The organism is Shimia litoralis, from assembly GCF_005518135.1.
Lineage (GTDB): Bacteria > Pseudomonadota > Alphaproteobacteria > Rhodobacterales > Rhodobacteraceae > Shimia_E > Shimia_E litoralis.
Genome location: NZ_SULI01000024.1, coordinates 15744 through 38422 on the forward strand (window position 1 = coordinate 15744; position 22679 = coordinate 38422).

Sequence of the window (22679 nt, forward strand, 5' to 3'; positions counted from 1 at the left end):
AGTCCATGGCATGAGTTCCCTGAAAACTGCACCCATTTTACCAACAGTATCCCGCGCTTTCCTTGAAGATTGGCTTGCCGCACTTCGGGGGTATTGCAGCCATGAACAAGTAGACGGTTTTCTAACCCAGACTGGATTGTCACCCATCAGCCATCCGCGGGCCCGTGTTACGCATGACCAAATCGTGCGCTTGTACAAGTTGGTGGTTGTCGAAACCGGTGATGAAATGATGGGCTTGTGGAGCAGGCCAATTCGCGCTGGCGCCCTTAAGCACCTTTGTGCCTCGACACGAGGGGCGTCGTCACTTTCAGCTGTTCTCTATCGGTTTAGTTCGTTTTGGAATCTGCTGCTTGACGACCACCATATGACATTTGAAGCGCAGAACGGTGCGTTGCGACTAAGCCTCATTTCTAACAAGCAAACCACACCCCAGTATTTTGGCCATGTGTTGTTGTTGAAGCTGGCGCACGGGGTGGCATCTTGGCTGGTTGGTCGCGAGATTCCCCTCAAGGATGTGAGCTTCGAGTTTGATCGACCCAGCTTTGCGGAAGACTATCCAATCCTCTTCCCCGCACCGATACGGTTTTCAAGACCAAATTCGTCCATTTCGTTTGATGACGCCTTAAGTGATCTGCCGGTTTCACGTACCGAGACAGAAACTCAGGAGTTTTTAGCACGCGCCCCCCGAGATTGGATTTTCACCAGCCTGCGTGAGCATACGCTTTCGCTTCGGGTGCGCGAGATATTGCTATTGTCAGATCAGCTTGATTGCGGATTGGGCACTGCCGCCGAGGCTCTAAACCTGACCCCACGCACACTGATGCGCAGGCTTGGCGCGGAAGACACATCATTTCAACAAATCAAAGATGGATTGCGGCGTGATATTGCTATTCGGGACATTTCCCATAGTGCCAAAACCATTGAGGCAATCTCTCAGGATCTTGGGTTTGCTTCGGCAGCCACGTTTCACAGGGCTTTTAGACGCTGGACTGACGCTACACCAAGCACATATCGCTAGGCGATCAACGCGACAGATTTTCCGAAAATTGCACGACATCGTTCCGAGTTGGAATGGCATCTGCCGTTCCATGGCGCGTCACCATCAAGGCGGCCGCATCGGCTGCAATATTTAGCGCTGTGGCCATCGTGTGCCCCGTATCGATGAGCGCCAAGGCATATCCGGTATACGTATCCCCTGCGCCTGTTGTGTCGACAACATCGACTTTGGGGGCCTCGAAAAACTGGTTGGTCTGGTGTGTGTGATTGTTCCAGCGACTACCACGCGACCCCAAAGTCACTACGACATCCTCTACGCCCAACCGCGTCACGAGTTTTCCGGTTGCGGCCATAAGTTGTGCTGCTTCGACTTGGTTCAGAATGAGAAAATCAACGTATGGCAAAATCTCTTGGACGGCATCTGCACAAAAAGGGGCCGCAGCATAGGCGATCTTCATACCGTTGGTACGCGCGATATCTGCTGCAAAACACTGAAGCTCGGTTTCATTTTGCATTAACAGAATGTCGCCTTCCGTCGCCTCACAGAGTGCCTCTGTGACAACGGATTTCTGTATCGCGAGGTTGGCGCCCGGCCACAGTATGATGGAATTTTCGCCTTGAGCGTCCACGGAAACAACCGCCTGAGCCGTCGAGGTGTCGACAATCGCGACGTGCTGGGTATCAACGCCGTATGCGGTTAGGCGATCCTTGGCCCAAACACCATCATTCCCAATAGCGCCAATGTGAACAACCTGCGCGCCTGCGCGCGCGGCTGCCACAGACATATTCGCACCCTTGCCACCCAGGCCGCTTGCCATTTCAGTCGCGGCCAAGGTTTCACCTGGTTTTGGTAAATGCGGCACCTGATAGAAAAAGTCCGCATTAATAGATCCGAGATTGTAGATCGTCATCCGACTTCAACCCTTCACAACGTCTATCCAACCTTACAGGCGGCCAAAATTGCCATGTTCAAAATATCATTCGCCGTAGAGCCTGAGGAGCAAATTTGGATTGATTTGTCCACGCCGGACAAGATCGGGCCAATAACCGTTGCATCGCCCATTTCCTGCATCAACTTAACAGAAATTGATGCCGAATGCCGTGCCGGAACCACCAAAATATTTGCAGGACCAGTAAGGCGTTGGAAAGGATAGTTTTCCTGTGCCTTGGTATTTAGGGCGACATCAACTGTCATCTCGCCTTCGTATTCAAAATCTACGCCACGCGCATCCAGTACTTTGGGCGCAAGGTGCATTTTCTCGGCACGTTCAGACACTGGGTATCCAAAGGTCGAGAAGCTGACAAACGCCACTCGCGGATCAAGTCCGATATGGCGCGCCACACCTGCTGCACGTTCAGCAATATTCGCAAGGTCTTCTTCGTCAGGCCATTCGTGCACCAGCGTATCTGCAATCAAGACAATCCGGCCATTGTGCAAAATGGCGGTCACGCCAACTGCGCCGTGGTCAGCATCTGCATCAAACACGTGATTGATGAGCTGAAGAACATGAGCAGACTTGCGGGTCGCACCCGTGACAACAGCGTCACCATGCCCGTGTTGAAGCATGAGTGCCGCAAAGACATGCCGGTCACGCGCCGCAAGCTTGAACACATCGTGACGGTCAAAACCCTTACGTTGCAAGCGCGAGTATAGGAAATCAGTATACTGTTCGAGATATCGCGTATTCTTCGCATTCACGACTTCGATCTCGCGCACAGCATCTCCAAGGCCGGCGGCCTCAAGCTTTTCTTTGACGTCAGCTTCACGGCCAACCACAAGCGCCTTACCAAAACCGCCGCGCTGATATGAAACCGCGGCCCGAAGAACACGAGGATCATCCCCCTCGGCAAAAATCATACGGGCCTGTGCGTTCCGCGCACGTGCGTTTAGGCTTCGCAAAATCGAGGCCGTTGGATCCATCCGCGATTTGAGGTTTTCCTGATACCCATCCACATCAATGATTGGGCGACGCGCAACACCTGTATCCATGCCAGCTCGGGCGACTGCAGGAGGAATTCGATAGATCAGGCGTGGATCAAATGGAGTGGGGATAATGTAGTCACGCCCAAATGACAGCTTGCGACCATACGCCATGGCAACCTCGTCTGGCACGTCTTCGCGCGCCAACTCTGCCAATGCCTCTGCACATGCAATCTTCATATCATCATTGATTGCTCGGGCGTGGATATCAAGCGCACCGCGGAACAAGTACGGAAATCCCAGAACGTTGTTAACTTGGTTTGGATAATCGGAACGACCGGTCGCCACGATTGCATCTGCGCGTACTGCGTGCGCTTCTTCTGGAGTAATCTCTGGATCAGGGTTCGCCATCGCAAAAATGACCGGATCGTCCGCCATCGACGCAACCATATCGGTTGTCACGGCGCCCTTTGCGGACACGCCCAAGAATACGTCCGCACCACGCATGGCATCTTGGAGGGTTCGCAGGTCAGTATTCGCAGCATGCGCCGATTTCCATTGGTTCATACCTTCGGTACGACCCTGATAAATCACGCCCTTGGTGTCACACATGATGCAATTGTCATGCTTGGCACCCATGGTTTTTAGAAGTTCAAGACATGCGATACCAGCAGCCCCCGCACCATTCAAAACGATGCGGCAGTCTTCGATCTTTTTGCCTGAAATATACAAGGCGTTGATCAGACCAGCCGCACAGATAACCGCTGTGCCGTGCTGATCATCGTGAAACACCGGAATGTCCATTTCTTCCTTGAGCCGTTGCTCAATGATGAAACACTCTGGCGCTTTAATGTCTTCAAGATTGATGCCGCCAAACGTCGGCCCCATCAATTTGACGGCTTGGCAAAAAGCATCAGGGTCTTCTGTATCCAACTCGATATCGATCGAGTTCACATCCGCAAACCGCTTAAACAGTACTGCCTTGCCTTCCATCACGGGTTTGGACCCAAGCGCGCCTAAATTGCCCAACCCCAAAACCGCTGTCCCGTTTGAAATCACCGCAACGAGATTGCCCTTGTTCGTGTAATCATAGGCCAGAGCCGGGTTTTCGGCGATTGCTTCGCAGGGTACAGCAACACCAGGCGAATACGCCAGCGACAGGTCGCGCTGAGTTGTCATGGGCACGGTTGCCTTGATCTCGAACTTGCCCGGAGTGGGGTCAAGGTGGAAGGCCAGCGCCTCTTCAGCGGTCACTTTTGTCTTTGACATTACTTATTTCCTTCGGATGCCGTCTCAGCCTCTTAACGCAGGTCGCGGAATGTCTCAACCAAAAGCACTTTCGCCTTTCGCCATAGTATCAGGGTTTGTTAAGTCTTAGGCCTGATATGGGGGAATTTCAGGTGAGCGCTAGCAAAACAGCCGTCACGCCAATGATGGCTCAGTACCACGAAATCAAAGCCGAACATCCGGACGCTTTGCTCTTTTACCGGATGGGCGATTTTTACGAGATGTTTTTTGACGACGCCGTCGCTGCATCCGCAGCTTTGGATATTGCCCTGACGAAACGCGGCAAACACGAAGGTGGCGAAATCCCTATGTGTGGTGTGCCCCACCATGCCGCCGAAGGGTATTTTTTGACGCTCATTCGAAAAGGGTTTCGCGTCGCTGTCTGTGAACAGATGGAAAGCCCCGCTGAAGCCAAAAAACGTGGCTATAAGGCCGTCGTAAGACGAGAGGTCGTGCGGCTTGTCACGCCGGGCACATTGACCGAAGACAGCCTGCTGGATGCACGCCGCCATAACTTTTTGGCAGCTTACGCGGTAGTGCGCGATCAGGCCGCATTGGCGTGGACTGATATTTCTACAGGCACGCTTCACGTAATGCCGATGTCTCCGGTTCGGCTGTCCCCGGAACTTGCCAGATTGGCACCGTCAGAATTGCTTGTTGCGGAGGGGTCAGAGGCCTCTCTCTCCGAAGCCGCCGCAGATATGCACGTTCCCCTCACTCCGATATCGCGAGGATCTTTTGATTCAACGTCTTCAGAACAACGCATCGCAGCATTGTTCAAGACATCCTCGCTAGAGGCCTTTGGCAGCTTTTCTCGACCTGAAATCGGCGCTTTGGGAGCATTGGTCGATTATCTAGAGCTTACCCAAAAGGGCAAACTGCCACTGCTCCAACCGCCAGTACGCGAAGCCACGCAGAGCGTTATGCAAATCGACGCTGCCACCCGTAGAAATCTAGAGCTGACGCATGCACTGTCTGGCGGTCGCGCCGGATCGTTACTGGCGACAATTGATAAAACCCTCACATCTGGCGGGGCCCGCCTGCTCGAGCGTCGATTGTCATCACCTTCCCTGCATTTGACTACGGTCCAAGCGCGGTTAGAGGCTGTGTCCCTTTTTGTGAATGATCGACCACTGTCACAGACCTTGCGTGATGCGCTACGCAAAGTTCCTGACCTTGATCGTGCTTTGTCGCGTTTGGCACTAGATCGTGGAGGCCCCCGTGATCTGGCATCCATCAGAAATGGTTTGGGTCAATCACAAGACATCCTCACCTTGCTGGGCGCATCATCGTTGCCCAAAGTTCTGTCCGATGCGTCCAGCAGCCTTGAGGGGCATGATCCCTTGTTGCATTTGCTAGAGGATGCGCTGGTCGCTGATCCGCCTCTGCTTGCGCGCGACGGGGGTTTCATTGCCCCCGGATATGACGCCGACCTGGACGAAAGCCGGCAGCTTCGTGACGAGGGCCGAAGCGTCATCGCATCGATGCAGGCCCAGTATGCCGAAATGACGGGGATCGGTTCACTCAAGATCAAGCATAACAACGTGCTGGGATATTTCATCGAGACCACAGCGACACATGCCGACAAAATGCTTTCGGCACCGCTCTCCGAAACATTCATCCATCGCCAAACAACCGCCAACCAAGTCCGCTTTACCACGGTTGAGTTGTCGGAAATGGAAACCAAGATCCTGAATGCGCGCAACAATGCACTCGAGATCGAAAAGAGGCTCTATTCCAGCATAAGACAAGTAATTCTCGATCAGTCAGCCAAAATCGCAAACACTGCATCAGGACTGGCAGAGCTTGATCTAAGTTCCGCACTTGCAGAAATCGCCGTTGATGAAAACTGGTGTCGACCGGATATCAATGAAGCCCGAGATTTCCATATCGAACGAGGTCGCCACCCAGTTGTCGAGGCCGCGTTGCGCAAACAAAACGGCGCGCCTTTCGTCGCAAATGATTGTGATTTGTCAGGTGGGGATAAGGCAAGCCTTTGGTTGCTGACCGGACCAAACATGGCTGGTAAATCCACATTTCTGCGCCAGAATGCCTTGATCGCGCTGCTCGCCCAAATGGGAAGCTTCGTTCCAGCCGCCAAGGCACGGATCGGGATGGTGAGCCAGTTGTTTAGCCGCGTCGGTGCATCCGATGACCTCGCACGCGGGCGTTCAACCTTTATGGTCGAGATGGTAGAAACCGCCGCAATTCTGAACCAAGCAGACGACAGAGCACTTGTTATCTTAGACGAAATCGGGCGCGGCACCGCCACCTATGATGGCTTGTCAATTGCCTGGGCGACGCTCGAGCATCTGCACGATGTCAACAAATCGCGCGCTTTGTTTGCCACCCACTATCACGAAATGGCGGCACTTTCGAACAAGCTTGATGGGGTCGAAAACGCCACAGTTACGGTCAAAGAGTGGGATGGTGAGGTCATTTTTCTGCACGAGGTAAAGCAAGGTGCCGCCGATCGCAGTTATGGCGTTCAGGTCGCCCAACTTGCCGGATTGCCTCCTGCGGTGGTCCAGCGCGCACGGGTTGTGTTGGACACCCTTGAGAAGGGCGAGAGAGATGGCGCACCGCAAAAGGCGCTGATTGATGACCTGCCTCTTTTTGCGGCAACTCCTGCCGCCGTGCCCGCACAAAAACAAGGACCGTCCGAGTTAGAGACCATGCTGGACGATATTCATCCTGATGACCTAAGCCCAAGAGAGGCGCTTCAACTCATTTATGAGCTCAAGAACAAGCGCATCGCCAAATAGAAAAAGGGCGCCATATCCTCAGACATGGCACCCCTCGCGTTATCTTATCAATTCAAAACTGAACTCAGCCCGGGTTGGAAGAAACCCCGACCTGTGCTGGGCGCAACAGGCGATCATGCAGGAAAAAGCCTTCTGCTGAGACCTGAATGATTTCACCGGATTTTGTGCCGGGAACAGGCGCCTCGAACATTGCCTCGTGCATTTTGGGATCAAACTTATCACCCACTTTGGGCGATACAATTTCGATGCCGTGCTTTTTGAACACACTCAGCAGCTCACGCATTGTCAGCTCAATACCCTCAAGCAACGCCGGAACCGCTTCTCGTTGTTCGTCGGTGATTGTATCGAGCGCTCGCTTTAGGTTGTCGTGCACCGGAAGCATATCGCGCGACAGCTTGGCCCCGCCGTATTGTTCAGCGTCACGGCGCGCCTTTTCACCGCGTTTGCGTGCATTCTCGGCGTCTGCCAATGCTCGCATAAACTTGTCTTTGAATGCGTCTCTTTCGGCCCGCAGAGAATCCACCTCTATCGCGGCATCATCCATTTCGGCCATATCATCTGCAAACACCTCAGCTTCCGCTTCTGCGAGGTCATCCAGGAAATCGTTTTCTTTGCGCTCAGCCATTTTTCACCTTTAACCCCGGTCCGAGATCAACTTCCCGACCAGCTGTGCCGTATAATCTACAATCGGCACGATACGTCCATAGTTCAAGCGCTTGGGTCCGATGACACCAACTGCGCCTACAATTTTTCGATCAGCGTTCATATAAGGGGAAACGACCAAAGAGGAACCCGAAAGTGAGAAAAGTTTGTTCTCAGAGCCAATAAAAATGCGAACTCCGTCGCCTTCCTCGGCAAGTTCCAGAAATTCAGCGATATCTCGCTTGCGTTCTAGGTCATCAAACAACGACCGAATCCGCTCCAGATCGTGCTCTTCCTCTTCTGTGCCGAGCAAATTTGAACGCCCCCGCACGATCAAACGCTCATGCCGCTCACCTTCGTCAGCCCATAGCGCTAGGCCGTTTTCAACCATGTCCCGGGCCAAGACGTCAATTTCCTGACGCCGACGCCCGATCTCTTCGGCGATTACCGTGTGCAAGTCACTCAGCGTCCGACCTTCGATCAAAGAGTTTAGAAAGTTCGCTGCCTCTCGCATCGAACTTGGCGTCTGTCCCGCCGGCGGCGAGAACAATCTGTTTTCAACGTGCCCATCCGCAAACACCAATACGACAAGCGCACGATCTATTCCCAGACTTACAAACTCAATATGTTTGATCGGCGCTTCGTGTTTAGGCGCCAAAACCAACGACGCCCCATGCGTAACCCCGGATAAAGCCGCGCCAACACGATCCAGCATCCCGCTAACATCCGCAGAGGCATCCCCCATCGTGGCATCGATTTTTTCACGATCTTTGACGTTCAAATCGCTGACCTCTAGCAAGCCATCGACAAACATACGCAACCCCTGTTGAGTGGGAATTCGTCCAGCGCTCACGTGGGGACTATCTAGCAATCCCAAATACTCAAGATCTTGCATTACATTTCGGATGGTCGCCGCACTGACTTGCTCTGTCAGCGTCCGCGTAAGTGTCCTTGAGCCAACGGGGCCGCCTGTTTCGAGATAACCTTCAACCACGCGCCGAAAGACCTCTCGCGAGCGATCGTTCATCTCTTCAAGAATTTTGCTACTGTCGGTCATGATATGCCTTTGCCACTTTTGCAATTAAAGTGGGTTGGACCGAAAGGTCAATCGGGGTTGCACTCTTGCAGCGGCGCCTTGTATCCCCTTGCCCAAGCAAAAAAGGAAATTCACCATGCGCCCTTCTGGAAGACAACTTAATGAAATGCGTCCGGCTTCGATTGAAATCGACGTAACAAAACATGCAGAAGGTTCTTGCATGATCAAGATGGGTGACACCCATGTATTGTGTACAGCTTCGCTTGAATCCCGGGTTCCACCATTCATCAAGGGCTCGGGCCTAGGCTGGGTTACAGCCGAATATGGCATGCTGCCGCGCTCTACTTCATCTCGGATGCGCCGCGAAGCTGCTGCAGGTAAACAAGGCGGCCGTACAGTCGAAATCCAGCGTCTAATTGGCCGGTCGTTGCGCGCTGGTGTGGATCGCGTTGCCTTGGGCGAACGCCAAATCACAGTAGACTGCGATGTCATTCAGGCCGATGGCGGCACACGATGTGCGTCCATTACCGGTGGTTGGGTCGCACTACGTCTCGCGGTAAACAAGCTAATCAAGGCTGGCGATATTGTAACAGATCCGCTGATCTCTCCCGTCGCAGCTGTGTCTTGTGGCATCTACGCGGGACAACCGGTGCTTGATCTTGATTATCCCGAAGATTCCGAAGCAGGCGTCGATGGCAACTTTATTATGCTTGGAAACAAGCAGCAGATCGAAGTGCAAATGTCAGCCGAGGGCTCTACATTTTCTCGTGCTCAGATGAATGAACTCCTTGATCTTGCGGAAAAAGGTGTTGACGAGCTTGTCGCACTTCAATTGGCAGCCACGGCGTGATGCGCAAGTTTTCAGGCGATCGCTTGCTTGTCGCGACACATAACGCTGGCAAGCTAGAAGAGATCAAGCGACTGCTGGAACCCTTTGGGGTTTCAGTGGTCGGCGCCGCCGAAATGAACCTTCCCGAACCTGAAGAAACCGAGACCACGTTTGTCGGAAACGCCCGCATCAAGGCCCACGCCGCAAGCAAGGCAACTGGGCTTCCTGCACTTTCAGACGATAGCGGTATTGAAGTTGACGCATTAGATGGGGCGCCCGGCGTCTATACTGCGGACTGGGCTGAAACCGGCAATGGCCGTGACTTTGTTATGGCTATGACGCGGACACACACCGAGCTCGAGGCCATCAACGCCCCGTTTCCCCGCACCGCCCGTTTTTGCTCAACGTTGGTACTGGCGTGGCCCGATGGCCATGACGAGGTCTTTCCCGGCAAAATAGAAGGCCAAGTGGTTTGGCCCATGCGCGGCCCCGAAGGACACGGATACGATCCGGTATTTCAGCCAAACGGGTACAACATCACATTCGGTGAAATGGAATTCAAAGAAAAGAACCGCATCAGCCATCGCGCCGATGCCTTTCGCAAGCTGGTAGATGGGTGCTTTGGTTGAAGACTGGCAGAACGGGGGCTTTGGCTTCTACATTCACTGGCCGTTTTGCGAGGCCAAGTGCCCCTATTGTGATTTCAACAGCCACGTCTCCAGAGAAATTGACCAGAAGCGCTGGCTTAGAGCCTATTTGTCCGAGATAGATCGCGTAGCCGCCGAGACCCCTAATCGTGTTTTGAACAGCGTGTTCTTTGGCGGCGGCACCCCAAGTTTGATGAATCCGGATGTCGTCGCTGCCATTCTCGAACGCATTTCTCAACACTGGCCACAATCGAACGACATGGAGGTCACCCTTGAGGCAAATCCAGGATCGGTAGACGCAGGAAGGTTCGCAGCATTTAGGCAGGGCGGCGTAAATCGGGTTTCCATGGGCATTCAGGCCCTAAATGACATCGATCTTAAGCATTTGGGACGCATTCATACCGTCGCGGAAGCTCTCGCAGCCTTTGACATAGCCCGTAATTGTTTTGACCGTGTCAGTTTTGATCTCATTTACGCACGTCAGGATCAATCTCTTGACGCTTGGACTCACGAACTTAACCAAGCGCTAAGCTTAGCAATTGATCACCTATCACTGTATCAGCTCACAATTGAACAAGGCACAGCCTTCGGGGATCGCTATGCGCGCGGCAAACTTCGCGGGCTGCCACAAGACGACCTGGCCGCAGACATGTATGAGGCCACACAGAGAATTTGTGCCGATGCGGGTCTAAACCCGTACGAAGTCTCTAACTATGCCAAATTTGGCAATGAATCTCGCCATAATCAAATTTATTGGCGCTATGGGGACTATGCAGGTATTGGTCCGGGCGCCCACGCACGCCTCACATTAGAAGGCACACGCTATGCTATTGAAAACTGGCGCAATCCAAACAAATGGCTCACGCACGCAGAGAGTGGAAATGGCGAAAATGTAAAAGACGCCATCAATCGGTCTGATCAGGCCACCGAACTTCTGCTCATGGGTCTAAGAATGTCCGAGGGTATCGATCTTGGCCGGTTTACCGCCCTATCTGGGACAACAATTGAGGGTCCGCGAGTTGATGTATTGCGCGAACTTGGTATGATTTCTCTCGAAAAGCAAAGGCTTACCGTTCTCCCTAAAGGCAGAATGGTTTTAAACTCTGTTTTGTCAGAGCTATTGGTGGATTGAAATGCGCGTGATCTGGGCAGCACTTGGGTTGCTGAGCTTAAGCATCGGAATTGTCGGCATTATTTTACCGCTCGTTCCAACAGTGCCCCTTCTGTTGTTGGCGGCATTCTTTTTCGCGCGCTCATCAGAGAGACTTCACAGCTGGCTTCTGGGACACCCTCAGCTAGGCCCTCCAATTGAAGAATGGCAATCTAGGGGCGCAATTAGCCTATCTGCAAAAAGAATTGCCACAGTTTCAATTGTGTTAATATTCTCGATTTCGGTAATACTCGGCCTAAGGCCCCTGATCCTCGCGATTCAGGGGCTTACATTGACCTGCGTACTCATATTCATCTGGACAAGACCTAGCGCGTAGAGCTTAACGCCTGACAAATCTCATCTAGCTGGTCAAGACTCTGGTATCTAATCGTCACCTGACCACTCTCGCCACCAGCTTTGTGGTCGATCAACACCTTCATCTTAAGATTCGCCGAAAGGTCACCCTCAAGCGCTGCAGTATCGGCATCTTTTTCAGGTTTAAGATCGACCTTCTTTACCCGAGCCTGCGGTTTTGCACCTGCAGTTTTTGCCAGCGCTTCGGTCTGTCGAACCGATAACCCTTCATTTACAACTTTGCGCGCGAGTTCAGATGCTTGGTCGGTGGTAATCAAAGCCCTAGCATGCCCAGACGAAAGCTCTCCTCGCTTCAAAAGTCCCTGCACATCCTCTGGAAGGTGCAACAATCTCATTAAGTTGGCGATATGACTTCGACTTTTCCCGAGAGCTTCTGACAACTTCTCTTGCGTGTGTCCAAATTTGTCCATCAACTGGCGATATCCGGCCGCTTCTTCGACCGGATTTAGATCTGCACGTTGGATGTTTTCGATGATCGCGATCTCAAGGACTTCGGTGTCGTCATATTCCCGCACAACAACTGGAAGCTCGTGAAGCTGCGCCATCTGCGATGCCCGCCAACGGCGCTCACCCGCCACAATCTCATAGGTCCCATCCGCTTTCTCGCGAACGATAAGTGGTTGGATCACGCCCTTTTCTCGAATTGATGCAGCAAGTTCATCAAGATGATCTTGGGCAAACTCTCGCCTTGGCTGGTCAGGGTTTGGAACAATTCGTTCAATCGGGACGGTCATATCTGGGCGTCGAATATTTTCGGCACCCTCGACGGACTTCTCTTCCGTTACATCAGCCATCAAAGCAGACAGCCCACGCCCCAAACCACGCGTTTTTCCCTTTCTATCCGCCATCAGATGTACCCTTCATTATGCAGCTACTTTTTTGTGTTTATTCAACAATTCTTTTGCCAGACTCCGGTATGCATCCGCGCCCTTCGAGGTCGGGTCATAATCCAGAACAGGCTGGGCAAATGATGGTGCTTCAGAAACACGCACATTTCTTGGAATTTTCGTTTCAAACACCAGCTCACCCAAGTTGTCTCGTGCGTCTTGTTCAACTTGTTGAGAAAGGTTGTTACGTGCATCAAACATCGTAAGAACCACCCCTTCAATCCGAAGTTGTGAATTCGCTGTTTGCCGCACTTCTCTCACAGACAGCATAAGCTGTGATAGGCCTTCGAGCGCAAAGAACTCACTTTGAAGTGGGATAAGCACAGAATGTGCAGCAATCATCGCGTTAACAGTCAATAGATTCAGCGAGGGCGGACAGTCTATGAGGACATAGTCCCATTCGTAAGAATCCATTGCTGGTTGCCTTAGGGCATCATGCAGCAGAAAGCTTCTTTTCTCGTTAGAAATCAACTCTATATCGGCAGAACTCAGGTCAACAGTTGCCGGGATAATCGACATTCCTTCAGTATCGGTAGATCGAATAACATCGGCCAGATCAGCTTCGTCAAGAAGCAATTCATACGTGGTATATTCGCGGTCGTTAGCGTCAATACCCAAACCCGTCGATGCATTTCCCTGCGGATCAAGATCAACAACCAGCACCCTGCACCCGACCTCAACCAGCGCAGCCGCGAGGTTAATGGCTGTTGTTGTTTTCCCTACACCGCCCTTTTGATTGGCGACCGCGATAATTTTTGGGCCCTTAGGCCGTGTGGGATCAGACATGGTGAATTTTCCCAACCTTCAGAATTACAGAGTTTGGCTCAGTTTTACTTTTAGTAACGTCGTACTCAAATGACCACAACTTCTGCGCGGCGGCTAACTCTTTTTCCCAAGTGACACCCTTTGGAAACAACGCAAATCCTTCTCCGTTGAGGTGCCGAGCAGCGAACGCCAGAAGTTTGGGCAGGTCTGCAAGTGCGCGAGCTGTCAATACATCCGCATTCTGAGGCGTCGCCTGCTCTATTCGTTCCGACAGAACTTTTGCGGATACACCGGTTTCTCTCAACACAGTTCTTAGGAACACACACTTCCGTTGGTCACTTTCAATCAACGTGACTGCATTTGATCGTCCGTCGCCGGCCGCTAGAATTGCAATCACCAATCCAGGAAATCCACCACCACTACCAATATCAACCCACCTGCGATCATCACTCTCGAGAAGGCGGTATATCTGAGTAGAATCAAGTATATGTCGGTTCCAAATGTCTGAGAGCGTGGATTTGGAAACCAAGTTTATCTTGGGGTTCCATTTTTCTAGTAAGCTCACAAGAAGACGTAACCGGTCAGATGTTTCACGTGAAACACTTAGAGAAGAGAGCGCTTGATCAGAAATAGACATCAGGCGGTTTTCCCTCGCTTAGATTGCTTTATTCTGGCAAGAATCAGTGTAAGCGCTGCTGGTGTCATCCCATCAATACGCCCTGCTTGGCCAAGATTCGTGGGTCTCGTAGCCGTCAGCTTTGACTTCAGTTCGTTTGATAGCCCATCAACAGCGAGAAAGTCGAAGTTCTCTGGGATGTGTTGATTTTCATCCCGCTGCATAGCCTCCACGTCCTTGCGCTGCCTATCAATATAGTTGGAGTAGAGCGCATCTCGCTCCAACTGTTCTCGAGTCTCAGAATCGACATTATGGAAGTCAGGGTTCAATGCGAGTAAGTCAGAGAACGACACATCCGGAAATGCAAGTACCTGAAATGCCGTACGGCGGTTTCCATCCTTGTTCACTGATATCCCAGCGGTTCCGAGCTCTTTAGGTGAATATCGTACTTCTTCGAGCAGGGATTTACCCGTCGCAAGTTTTTCGATTTTCCGTTCAAACGACAAACGGCGCGCATCCTTTACAAGACCAAGAGACAGCCCCATCGGCGTCAAGCGCTGGTCAGCATTATCAGCACGTAACGACAGACGGAACTCAGCGCGCGATGTAAACATCCGATAGGGTTCCGTGACGCCGCGCGTAATTAGATCATCCACCATGACGCCAATATAGCTGTTGGAGCGCGTAAAGTATGCGAACTCTAGACCCAGAGACGCCTTCGCAGCGTTAACCCCAGCAACAAGGCCCTGCGCCGCAGCCTCTTCGTACCCGGTTGTTCCGTTAATCTGTCCCGCCAAATACAAGCCGGGGACTGACTTTACCTGAAGCGTTGCATCCAGTGCACGTGGGTCAACATAATCGTACTCTATCGCATATCCTGGCTGTAGAATTTTGCAATTTTCCAAGCCAAAGATCGAATGTACATAATCTTCTTGTACATCAATCGGGAGCGAGGTTGATATCCCATTGGGGTATACCGTATCGTCACTAACCCCTTCTGGTTCCAAGAAAATCTGATGCGAGGTCTTGTCGGCAAATCTTACAATTTTATCCTCAATTGACGGACAATATCGCGGCCCGATCCCATCAATATGCCCGCCATACATCGCCGATCTATCCAAATTCTTCCGGATTATGTCGTGCGTCCTCTCGTTGGTATGGGTGATGCCACACGAGATCTGCCGAGCAATCGGCTTATCGGACAGAAAAGAAAACATAGTTGGATCTTCGTCACCAGGCTGCATCTCAAGAGCAGCCCAATTTATTGACTTCCCGTCAAGCCTTGGCGGCGTGCCCGTCTTCAGTCGGCCAAGAGGCAATCCAAAACTATCGATGCGCTCAGCCATTTTGACGGATGGATCGTCGCCCATGCGCCCACCGGGCCGCGAGACATCACCAATATGAATAACTCCTCGCAAAAATGTTCCTGTAGTCAGCACGACGGCGCTCGACGACATTTGCGCCCCATCCGCAAGAACCACGCCACAAACGCGGTCCCCCTCCATAACAAAATCGGTGGCTTCACCTTCAACCACTGTCAAGTTTTCAGTGTTCAAAATTTCTGACAGCATGGTTTGCTGATATATCTTCCGATCTGCCTGGGCACGCGGGCCCTGCACTGCCGGACCCTTACGACGATTTAGCAGCCTAAACTGGATTCCAGCGCGATCGGCGACGCGACCCATCAACCCGTCCAGCGCATCAATCTCACGAACAAGATGGCCTTTACCCAGCCCGCCGATTGCAGGATTACACGACATAACGCCGATTCCGCTTGTTTTCAGCGTTACGAGAGCTGTCTTCGCGCCCGCACGGGCCGATGCATGCGCTGCATCTGTACCGGCGTGGCCTCCACCAACTACGATGACATCAAAATGTTTCACGTGAAACACTCCTTACTTACCGATACAGAAGCTTGAAAATATCTCGTCCAACAGATTCTCTACATCTACGCGACCAACAATCGAATCCAAAGCGCGAATTGCGGTACGAAGCTCCTCGGCGACGATCTCGTAGTGGTCTGGGCCAAGGTTTAATAGAGCATTCGCCGCACTTAGACTTTCTGTCGCCCGCGACATGGCGATCCTATGTCGTTCTCTCGTCGCAATACCGGAATGACTGGCACGGTCAGCAAGCTTGTCGGAAATTTCGGATACGAGTTCAGAAACACCAAATCCGGTCTTCCCAGAGATCGCATGTGAACTGTCAGTCAGAGTGTCGGCTTTCGCTGCACGAATGATATCATTTGGAAGTGGCTCAAAATCCGGAGTCTTACCGGCTTCAATCAGAAACACGCGCAGATCGGCTGCTAATGCACGTTCGCGCGCACGTTCGATACCAATTCCCTCTACGACATCGTCTGTATCTCTAAGACCTGCTGTGTCCAGCAGAGTAACAGGCAGGCCGCCCAAATCCATACGAACCTCAATCACATCACGCGTGGTTCCGGCAAATTCGGACGTGATTGCAGCCTCTCGACCAGCCAATGCGTTCAGTAGAGTGGATTTGCCAACATTCGGCGCCCCAAGAATAGCCACCTCAAAACCAATCCGAATACGTTCCGCGGTCTCGACTCCCGAAATCTCTTTGGAAAGCTGATCGGACACAGTATTCAACAGCTCTTGAACCTCGGGTGTTACATCAACCGGGACCTCTTCGTCAGCAAAATCAATCGTTGCTTCAAGAAGAGCAGCAGCGCGGATAAGGTTTTCGCGCCAACCACCAGCCAAGTTGCCCAGATCACCCGACAACACACGAAGTGCTTGTTTACGTTGAGATTCCGTCTCTGCTTCGATCAAATCTGCCAGACCTTCGACTTGCGCCAAATCTAAGCATCCGTTTTCCAGTGCACGCCGAGTGAACTCGCCTGCTTCCGCCATACGCAGGTCGTCTAAATCAGCCAACACCTTAAGAACAGCATTTACGACAGCAACAGATCCATGCAGGTGAAATTCTACAACTTGTTCGCCTGTAAAGCTGCCTTTCTCTTTGAAAAACAGTACCAAAGCTTGGTCAAGCCTTGTGCCCCGGCTATCCGAAAGAACTCGCAAAGCCGCCGTTCGAGCCGGCGGAACATCCCCGCACAATGATTTACACACGTCAGAAGCCCGAGAACCAGACACGCGAACAACCGCGACCCCTGCTTTACCAGGAGCCGTTGCGAGCGCAAAAATCGTATCAGGCACATAGGCCATGGCGCGGCTCTAGGTATTCATCGAGTCAAAGAACTCGGTATTTGATTTTGTTTGCTTGAGCTTGGAGATCAGGAATTCGACTGCATCCGTTGTACCCATTGGATTCAAGATGCGTCGTAGAACAAATGTCTTTTGCAGATCAATTTTATCGATCAACAGATCTTCTTTCCGTGTACCGGACTTGAGAATATCGATCGCAGGGAACACGCGCTTGTCAGCAATCTTGCGATCAAGAACAATTTCCGAGTTACCAGTACCTTTGAATTCTTCAAAGATGACTTCATCCATCCGGCTACCTGTATCGATAAGCGCGGTAGAAATAATCGTGAGCGACCCGCCCTCCTCGATATTTCGAGCTGCACCAAAGAAACGTTTAGGACGTTGCAACGCATTTGCATCAACACCACCCGTCAAAACCTTGCCTGAAGAAGGTACGACCGTGTTGAAAGCTCTACCAAGTCTAGTGATCGAATCCAGCAAGATGACTACATCTCGCTTGTGCTCCACCAATCTCTTGGCCTTTTCAATCACCATTTCAGCAACCGCAACGTGACGCGTCGCAGGTTCATCAAATGTCGAAGATACAACCTCGCCCTTCACAGAGCGCTGCATATCGGTGACTTCTTCAGGGCGTTCATCAATCAGAAGAACGATCAAATAGCACTCTGGGTGATTAAGCTCGATAGAATGCGCGATGTTTTGCAGCAATACGGTTTTACCCGTACGCGGAGGTGCTACGATCAAAGACCGCTGTCCCTTCCCAATCGGCGCAACCAAATCAATAATTCGCGCTGATCTGTCTTTGATCGTCGGATCTTCGATTTCCATCTTAAGGCGCTCGTCAGGATAGAGCGGCGTAAGGTTATCAAACGCAATTTTATGTTTAGCCTTAATTGGATCTTCGAAGTTGATTAAATTCACGCTACGAAGCGCAAAATACCGCTCTGTGTCCTCAGGAGCCTTAATAACACCGTCAATGGTATCACCGGTCCGCAGAGAGTGTGAGCGGATCATATCGGGGGACACATAGATATCGTCAGGACCAGGAAGATAGTTCGCTTCGGGTGACCTTAAAAATCCGAAACCGTCTTGAAGCACTTCCAACACACCATCGCCAGAGACCTCCCACCCTTCATCCGCGCGTTCACGCAGAATTTGGAACATCATCTCGCCTTTGCGCATCGTCGAAGCATTTTCGATCTCTAGCTCTTCAGCCATCGAAAGCAAATCAGCAGGTCGTTTTGCTTTAAGTTCCGCCAGCGCGAGTTTTTCAGTGGTCATAACACATCCCAGACATGTCCCAAGCGGGCCATGGATTATCTAATAGTTTGGAAGACACATAGCCCGGACGGGCCTGTTTAACAGGTTTCTAAGCATTAAAATAAGCGGAGTCAAATTCTCAGAATTTGATGACCACCGAAGATACAATGATAATCATCAATATTGTCGGTACTTCATTCATCATTCGATAAGATTTCCCAGACAGAGTGTTTTCACCTCTGCTGAACTTTTTGCGTTTTATCATCAACCAATGATCAAAGATTGTCATACAAAGCACACCAATTGCCTTGGTCCACGGCCAAATTTCGGACCAATCAACGATCCCCGGAGTGAATACCAATGCAAGACCTGCGATCCATGTCGCGATAGAAGCTGGCGACATAATATATCGCTGAAGTTTGAATTCCATAATCCTCAGTGTTTCATCAAGCTGATCGCCAACTACGGCATTTTCAGCGTGATACACAAAGAGCCGAGGTAAATAGAACAGACCTGCCATCCATGAGATCACCGCCATTATGTGGAATGACAGGGTATATGGATAAATCTCGGCAAGAAAATCGGTCATGAGGTATTCCACGCGGTTCTGTGTCCTCTCTAAATAATAAATATATATAGAAAAGGAAGAAGTTTATGTAGGTACGCGTTTGCCTGAGGATTAAATGGTTCTCACAAGACTTATCCACTTAGGGATAATAGCTATACAGTGATTGTATAACTGAATCCCTGAAATCTATATATTCATTAAAAACAAAAGATTATCCAAAACTTTCAAACGATATTACATGTGGAAAACTGATTGAAAAAAAATGTACTGCCATAGTTTTTCTAGGTAGCAAAGTTATCCTCATCCACCGTGGGTGAATCTCGTGGAACACCGTGAAACAGGTGGGTTTTTCACAGCTTGCAACCGGTGTTGGTTTTTCACACAAGTAAGCTCTAGAAATATACCGAATTGGTACACGGGGTTATCCACATGGCACATACAATCGTTTTAGCTTCTGGATCAGATATCAGGGCGCAGCTTCTCAAAAATGCAGGAGTTGAGTTCTCGATTCAGACGGCGCGTGTCGATGAACAAATGCTCAGGGCTGGACTTGAGGCAGAAGGTGCCCCACCCAGAGATATTGCAGATGCCCTTGCAGAGGCAAAAGCACGAAAGGTTTCAAGCAAACGACAAGGCTCACTTGTCATAGGATGTGATCAGGTTCTTGATCTCGATGGTCTCGTGTTGACTAAGCCAAATACCAAAATCGAAGCACGAGCTCAGCTTACGTCACTGCGTAACAAACGCCACAGTCTGTTGTCTGCAGCTGTAATATATCTGGATCGCCAACCCGTTTGGCGGCACGTCGGAGTCGCCCGGCTTCACATGCGTGATTTTTCGGATGCGTTTATGGATGACTATATAGATAGAAACTGGGAGAGTATCCGTCACTCAGTTGGGGGGTATAAGTTGGAGGAGGAAGGTATTCGTCTGTTTGATAAAGTGGACGGTGACTACTTTAATGTGCTTGGAATGCCTCTGATTGAAATACTATCCTATTTGACCTTGCGCGGAGACCTACAGAAATGACTTTGGCTAAAATACCTCTGGCGGGCGTAATCGGTCATCCGATTGCGCATTCTCGGTCACCGCTTTTGCACGGACACTGGTTGCGATCGTTCGGACTAGCTGGCCATTATGTTCCTATGGATGTGTCACCAGAGAATTTGCAAGAAGCGCTGCGTACGCTACCCAGAGTTGGCTTTGTTGGTGTAAATGTTACGCTTCCCCACAAGGAAAATGCGTTACAAATAGCAGATATAGTAACTGATACAGCGCGCAGAATTGGCGCAGCAAACACTCTTACGTTTCTTGAAGACGGCAAAATTGTTGCTGACAACACTGATGCATATGGTTTCATGGAGAACCTGAAACAGGGTGCGCCAAAATGGAGGGCAGACGCAGGGCCTTCTGTCATTTTGGGTGCCGGCGGTGCGGCGCGTGCTGTCATTGTTGCCTTGTTGGATGAGGGCGTTTCCGAAATTCTTATTACCAACCGAACTAGGGAACGGGCGGAGCAGCTTTGCCAAGAGTTCGGCCCGTGTTTGCGAATGGTAGAGTGGGCTCAGGCGGATGACGCCATCCAAGCTGGGTTGACCATAATCAACACGACATCTTTAGGCATGGCCGGTAAGGCGGAACTGAACCTCTCACTTGCGGGTTTGCAGAAAGAGGCCACGGTGACGGATCTGGTCTATAATCCCATAAAAACCAGGCTTCTCGAAGCAGCAGGTGATGCGGGATGCGTCACGGTAGATGGTTTAGGTATGTTATTGCATCAAGCGGTACCAGGCTTTGAACGCTGGTTTGGAATCCGCCCAACAGTTGATGACGCGACGCGAAAGGCAGCTCTTGCATGACGTATAAACTTGGGCTGACCGGATCGATCGGAATGGGAAAATCAACGACGGCGCGTCTTTTTGCCGAACTGGGATGCGAGGTATGGGATGCTGACGCCGCTGTTCACAGGATGTATGCACCGGGTGGCGCAGCCGTAGAGCCAGTCTCAAGATTGCTGCCTGCCGCGGTCCAGAGTGGTGCTGTGTCCAGAAAGTGTCTTAAAGATCTCATCGCTCAAGATGCGAGTGTTTTGAAGACATTGGAACAAATAGTTCACCCATTGGTTGCGCAAGACCGGGAGGATTTCCTTGCTTCATCTGTTAGCGACATTGTTGTTTTGGATATTCCGCTGTTGTTCGAGGGTGGCAATGAAGAAGCTATGGATGCAGTGGTATGTGTCTCTATTTCACCGGAAGAACAGGAAACACGCGTAATGGCACGGGGAACAATGACGATAGAGCAGTTTCGTCAAATTCGTGCGAAACAGATGCCGAACGAGGATAAATGTGCGCGATCGAACTATGTTGTTGTGACCGACAATCTGGAGCACGCGCGAGCACAAGTGAAAGAGATTGTTGCTGAAATTCGGGGAAAATTAGGTGATGCGTGAAATTGTTCTAGATACTGAAACCACTGGTTTCGACCCTAAATCAGGTGACCGCATTGTCGAAATTGGTGCTGTAGAGCTATTTAATCACATGCCAACCGGCGAAACCTATCACCAGTATATCAATCCAGAACGCACCATGCCCAAAGAGGCCTTTGAAGTGCACGGAATAGGCCCTGACATCCTAGAACCCCCTCAAGAACTCGAACCGGGTGCCGTTACGCTTCGCGATAAGCCCGTTTTTGCAGAGGTCGGCCGTGCATTTCTGGATTTTGTCGGTGACTCCAAGCTTGTGATACACAATGCGGCCTTTGACATGAAGTTTTTGAACGCAGAGCTAAAGTGGATGGGGCTTCGGCAACTTCCATGGGAACAGGCCTTGGACACTCTGGCCATAGCGCGCAAAAAGTTCCCAGGGTCGCCGGCGTCATTGGATGCGCTTTGCCGTAGGTTTGGCATTGATAACGCAAACAGAACCCTGCACGGAGCCTTGTTAGACTCTGAAATACTTGCCGAAGTCTATTTGGAACTCATCGGTGGCCGTCAACCTGATTTGGTATTGGCGCAGAACATCGTGGGAAACTCGTCAACATCTGAGGCGTCTGATTGGCGGCCTCAACCGCGAAACACGCCCCTGCCCTCTCGCCTGACCCCAGACGAAAAACGGGCACACGATGAATTCGTAGAGAAGATGGGAGAGACGGCCCTTTGGACCAAGCTGGGATAGGCGCCCCGATAGATGGGGCGCCCTTCCACGAAGTCTTAGTTTTGAGGAGTTTCTGCCTGACGGCGCGCCAACTCGGAGCGGTAAAGCTGCATAAAGTCGATTGTCTCGAGGTTCAGAGGTGGGAAACCACCATCTCTGGTCACATCTGAAACGATGCGACGTACAAACGGGAACAGCAAACGCGGGCATTCAATCAGCAGAAACGGGTGAAGTTGATCTTCTGGAACGCCCTCGATGTGGAAAATACCAGCATACTCGAGCTCTAGAATGAACATCTCGTCGCCAGTTTCTTTGGCTTTGGATGTGACATTCAGCTTCATGACCACTTCGTACTGGTGCTCAGCGTCGCGCTTTTGCGCATCAAGGTTCACCTGTACTTGAACGTCAGGTTGTACATTTCCCGTCGCACGCTTCTGCGCGAGGATGTTTTCAAAGGACATATCACGAATGAATTGAGCCAATACGTTCATGCGAACCTGTGGGGCGGCTTGCGCTGCACCGTTGCCGTTTTCCGACATAGTTTTCTCCTGAAAAATTCAAAAAGTCCCGGCTGCTTTACCAGTTCAGG

22 protein-coding genes are annotated in these 22679 nt (G+C 51.3%); 10 read left to right on the forward strand and 12 right to left on the reverse strand.

Going from position 1 to position 22679, the window contains the following annotated elements; all coding sequences use genetic code 11:
• The first annotated feature begins 10 nt into the window (after nt 1–10).
• Nucleotides 11–1018 (forward strand): AraC family transcriptional regulator, encoded by a 1008-nt coding sequence (locus FAP39_RS14695; RefSeq protein ID WP_138017139.1) that lies wholly within the window; start codon nt 11–13, stop codon nt 1016–1018.
• Between the two features lie 4 nt (nt 1019–1022).
• Here the strand turns inward: FAP39_RS14695 and FAP39_RS14700 are convergent, their stop codons facing one another.
• Nucleotides 1023–1907 carry a ribokinase gene (locus FAP39_RS14700; RefSeq protein ID WP_138017140.1) on the reverse strand — a complete coding sequence of 295 codons (885 nt, stop codon included), beginning with the start codon at nt 1905–1907 and terminating at the stop codon, nt 1023–1025.
• A 23-nt stretch (nt 1908–1930) separates the two neighbouring features.
• Complete coding sequence (locus tag FAP39_RS14705; protein WP_138017141.1) at nt 1931–4186, reverse strand: NADP-dependent malic enzyme; 2256 nt, start codon at nt 4184–4186, stop codon at nt 1931–1933.
• Between the two features lie 161 nt (nt 4187–4347).
• On the opposite strand from FAP39_RS14705, the gene mutS reads away from it, so the two are divergent.
• On the forward strand, nt 4348–6969 hold the full coding sequence (mutS, locus tag FAP39_RS14710) for a DNA mismatch repair protein MutS (RefSeq protein ID WP_138017168.1): 2622 nt from the start codon (nt 4348–4350) through the stop codon (nt 6967–6969).
• Between the two features lie 64 nt (nt 6970–7033).
• Here mutS and FAP39_RS14715 read toward each other — a convergent pair whose 3' ends face one another.
• Both FAP39_RS14715 and hrcA read right to left on the reverse strand, forming a co-directional pair.
• Nucleotides 7034–7594: a nucleotide exchange factor GrpE gene (locus tag FAP39_RS14715; protein WP_138017142.1), complete on the reverse strand. Its 561-nt coding sequence runs from the start codon at nt 7592–7594 to the stop codon at nt 7034–7036.
• Nucleotides 7595–7603: 9 nt separating this feature from the next.
• A complete protein-coding gene (gene hrcA / locus FAP39_RS14720; RefSeq protein ID WP_138017143.1) occupies nt 7604–8668 on the reverse strand; it encodes a heat-inducible transcriptional repressor HrcA in 1065 nt (354 codons plus the stop codon).
• A 115-nt stretch (nt 8669–8783) separates the two neighbouring features.
• Between hrcA and rph the strand changes: the two genes are divergently transcribed.
• Genes rph through FAP39_RS14740 form a run of 4 tightly spaced genes read left to right on the forward strand, consistent with a single transcriptional unit; the run spans nt 8784 to nt 11610 of the window.
• A complete protein-coding gene (gene rph, locus FAP39_RS14725; protein ID WP_138017144.1) occupies nt 8784–9497 on the forward strand; it encodes a ribonuclease PH in 714 nt (237 codons plus the stop codon).
• Nucleotides 9494–10105 (forward strand): RdgB/HAM1 family non-canonical purine NTP pyrophosphatase, encoded by a 612-nt coding sequence (gene rdgB / locus FAP39_RS14730; RefSeq protein ID WP_425471437.1) that lies wholly within the window; start codon nt 9494–9496, stop codon nt 10103–10105. The genes rph and rdgB overlap by 4 nt, the downstream gene beginning before the upstream one ends.
• The gene (gene hemW / locus FAP39_RS14735; protein WP_138017169.1) at nt 10098–11255 is read left to right on the forward strand and encodes a radical SAM family heme chaperone HemW; all 1158 of its coding nucleotides are present in this window, start codon (nt 10098–10100) and stop codon (nt 11253–11255) included. Before rdgB ends, hemW begins: the two co-directional genes overlap by 8 nt.
• Nucleotide 11256: 1 nt before the next feature.
• Nucleotides 11257–11610, forward strand: a complete 354-nt coding sequence (locus tag FAP39_RS14740; protein WP_138017146.1) for a YbaN family protein — start codon at nt 11257–11259, stop codon at nt 11608–11610.
• Here FAP39_RS14740 and FAP39_RS14745 read toward each other — a convergent pair.
• The 7 genes from FAP39_RS14745 to FAP39_RS14775 all read right to left on the reverse strand — a co-directional run bounded on the left by FAP39_RS14745 (nt 11600) and on the right by FAP39_RS14775 (nt 18959).
• Nucleotides 11600–12496, reverse strand: coding sequence for a ParB/RepB/Spo0J family partition protein (locus tag FAP39_RS14745; protein WP_138017147.1), 897 nt, complete (start codon nt 12494–12496; stop codon nt 11600–11602). The genes FAP39_RS14740 and FAP39_RS14745 overlap by 11 nt on opposite strands.
• A 15-nt stretch (nt 12497–12511) precedes the next feature.
• Nucleotides 12512–13321, reverse strand: a complete 810-nt coding sequence (locus FAP39_RS14750; RefSeq protein ID WP_138017148.1) for a ParA family protein — start codon at nt 13319–13321, stop codon at nt 12512–12514.
• Nucleotides 13314–13937: a 16S rRNA (guanine(527)-N(7))-methyltransferase RsmG gene (gene rsmG / locus FAP39_RS14755; RefSeq protein ID WP_138017149.1), complete on the reverse strand. Its 624-nt coding sequence runs from the start codon at nt 13935–13937 to the stop codon at nt 13314–13316. The genes FAP39_RS14750 and rsmG overlap by 8 nt, the downstream gene beginning before the upstream one ends.
• Nucleotides 13937–15808 (reverse strand): tRNA uridine-5-carboxymethylaminomethyl(34) synthesis enzyme MnmG, encoded by a 1872-nt coding sequence (mnmG, locus tag FAP39_RS14760; protein ID WP_138017150.1) that lies wholly within the window; start codon nt 15806–15808, stop codon nt 13937–13939. Before mnmG ends, rsmG begins: the two co-directional genes overlap by 1 nt.
• A 3-nt stretch (nt 15809–15811) precedes the next feature.
• The gene (mnmE, locus tag FAP39_RS14765; RefSeq protein ID WP_138017151.1) at nt 15812–17110 is read right to left on the reverse strand and encodes a tRNA uridine-5-carboxymethylaminomethyl(34) synthesis GTPase MnmE; all 1299 of its coding nucleotides are present in this window, start codon (nt 17108–17110) and stop codon (nt 15812–15814) included.
• Nucleotides 17111–17119: 9 nt separating this feature from the next.
• Nucleotides 17120–18391, reverse strand: coding sequence for a transcription termination factor Rho (gene rho / locus FAP39_RS14770; protein WP_138017152.1), 1272 nt, complete (start codon nt 18389–18391; stop codon nt 17120–17122).
• Between the two features lie 118 nt (nt 18392–18509).
• Nucleotides 18510–18959, reverse strand: a complete 450-nt coding sequence (locus FAP39_RS14775; protein ID WP_138017153.1) for a CopD family protein — start codon at nt 18957–18959, stop codon at nt 18510–18512.
• A gap of 408 nt (nt 18960–19367) precedes the next feature.
• Between FAP39_RS14775 and FAP39_RS14780 the strand changes: the two genes are divergently transcribed.
• Genes FAP39_RS14780 through dnaQ form a run of 4 tightly spaced genes read left to right on the forward strand, consistent with a single transcriptional unit; the run spans nt 19368 to nt 22111 of the window.
• Nucleotides 19368–19967, forward strand: coding sequence for a Maf family protein (locus FAP39_RS14780; RefSeq protein WP_138017154.1), 600 nt, complete (start codon nt 19368–19370; stop codon nt 19965–19967).
• On the forward strand, nt 19964–20797 hold the full coding sequence (locus tag FAP39_RS14785; protein ID WP_138017155.1) for a shikimate dehydrogenase: 834 nt from the start codon (nt 19964–19966) through the stop codon (nt 20795–20797). Before FAP39_RS14780 ends, FAP39_RS14785 begins: the two co-directional genes overlap by 4 nt.
• On the forward strand, nt 20794–21387 hold the full coding sequence (gene coaE / locus FAP39_RS14790; protein ID WP_138017156.1) for a dephospho-CoA kinase: 594 nt from the start codon (nt 20794–20796) through the stop codon (nt 21385–21387). Before FAP39_RS14785 ends, coaE begins: the two co-directional genes overlap by 4 nt.
• A complete protein-coding gene (gene dnaQ / locus FAP39_RS14795) occupies nt 21380–22111 on the forward strand; it encodes a DNA polymerase III subunit epsilon (RefSeq protein ID WP_138017157.1) in 732 nt (243 codons plus the stop codon). Before coaE ends, dnaQ begins: the two co-directional genes overlap by 8 nt.
• A 35-nt stretch (nt 22112–22146) precedes the next feature.
• On the opposite strand, the gene secB is transcribed toward dnaQ, so the two are convergent.
• Entirely contained in the window at nt 22147–22629 is a 483-nt protein-coding gene (gene secB, locus FAP39_RS14800; protein WP_138017158.1) for a protein-export chaperone SecB, read from the reverse strand.
• Between the last annotated feature and the right edge of the window lie 50 nt (nt 22630–22679).

What these genes read in the sequence shown, in the direction of transcription:
- FAP39_RS14695 (WP_138017139.1), top strand. Translation starts at nt 11, where the DNA reads ATGAGTTCCCTGAAAACTGCACCCATTTTACCAACAGTATCCCGCGCT.
- FAP39_RS14700 (WP_138017140.1), bottom strand. Translation starts at nt 1,907, where the DNA reads ATGACGATCTACAATCTCGGATCTATTAATGCGGACTTTTTCTATCAG.
- FAP39_RS14705 (WP_138017141.1), bottom strand. Translation starts at nt 4,186, where the DNA reads ATGTCAAAGACAAAAGTGACCGCTGAAGAGGCGCTGGCCTTCCACCTT.
- mutS (WP_138017168.1), top strand. Translation starts at nt 4,348, where the DNA reads ATGATGGCTCAGTACCACGAAATCAAAGCCGAACATCCGGACGCTTTG.
- FAP39_RS14715 (WP_138017142.1), bottom strand. Translation starts at nt 7,594, where the DNA reads ATGGCTGAGCGCAAAGAAAACGATTTCCTGGATGACCTCGCAGAAGCG.
- hrcA (WP_138017143.1), bottom strand. Translation starts at nt 8,668, where the DNA reads ATGACCGACAGTAGCAAAATTCTTGAAGAGATGAACGATCGCTCGCGA.
- rph (WP_138017144.1), top strand. Translation starts at nt 8,784, where the DNA reads ATGCGCCCTTCTGGAAGACAACTTAATGAAATGCGTCCGGCTTCGATT.
- FAP39_RS14740 (WP_138017146.1), top strand. Translation starts at nt 11,257, where the DNA reads ATGCGCGTGATCTGGGCAGCACTTGGGTTGCTGAGCTTAAGCATCGGA.
- FAP39_RS14745 (WP_138017147.1), bottom strand. Translation starts at nt 12,496, where the DNA reads ATGGCGGATAGAAAGGGAAAAACGCGTGGTTTGGGGCGTGGGCTGTCT.
- FAP39_RS14750 (WP_138017148.1), bottom strand. Translation starts at nt 13,321, where the DNA reads ATGTCTGATCCCACACGGCCTAAGGGCCCAAAAATTATCGCGGTCGCC.
- rsmG (WP_138017149.1), bottom strand. Translation starts at nt 13,937, where the DNA reads ATGTCTATTTCTGATCAAGCGCTCTCTTCTCTAAGTGTTTCACGTGAA.
- mnmE (WP_138017151.1), bottom strand. Translation starts at nt 17,110, where the DNA reads ATGGCCTATGTGCCTGATACGATTTTTGCGCTCGCAACGGCTCCTGGT.
- rho (WP_138017152.1), bottom strand. Translation starts at nt 18,391, where the DNA reads ATGACCACTGAAAAACTCGCGCTGGCGGAACTTAAAGCAAAACGACCT.
- FAP39_RS14775 (WP_138017153.1), bottom strand. Translation starts at nt 18,959, where the DNA reads ATGACCGATTTTCTTGCCGAGATTTATCCATATACCCTGTCATTCCAC.
- FAP39_RS14780 (WP_138017154.1), top strand. Translation starts at nt 19,368, where the DNA reads ATGGCACATACAATCGTTTTAGCTTCTGGATCAGATATCAGGGCGCAG.
- FAP39_RS14785 (WP_138017155.1), top strand. Translation starts at nt 19,964, where the DNA reads ATGACTTTGGCTAAAATACCTCTGGCGGGCGTAATCGGTCATCCGATT.
- coaE (WP_138017156.1), top strand. Translation starts at nt 20,794, where the DNA reads ATGACGTATAAACTTGGGCTGACCGGATCGATCGGAATGGGAAAATCA.
- dnaQ (WP_138017157.1), top strand. Translation starts at nt 21,380, where the DNA reads ATGCGTGAAATTGTTCTAGATACTGAAACCACTGGTTTCGACCCTAAA.
- secB (WP_138017158.1), bottom strand. Translation starts at nt 22,629, where the DNA reads ATGTCGGAAAACGGCAACGGTGCAGCGCAAGCCGCCCCACAGGTTCGC.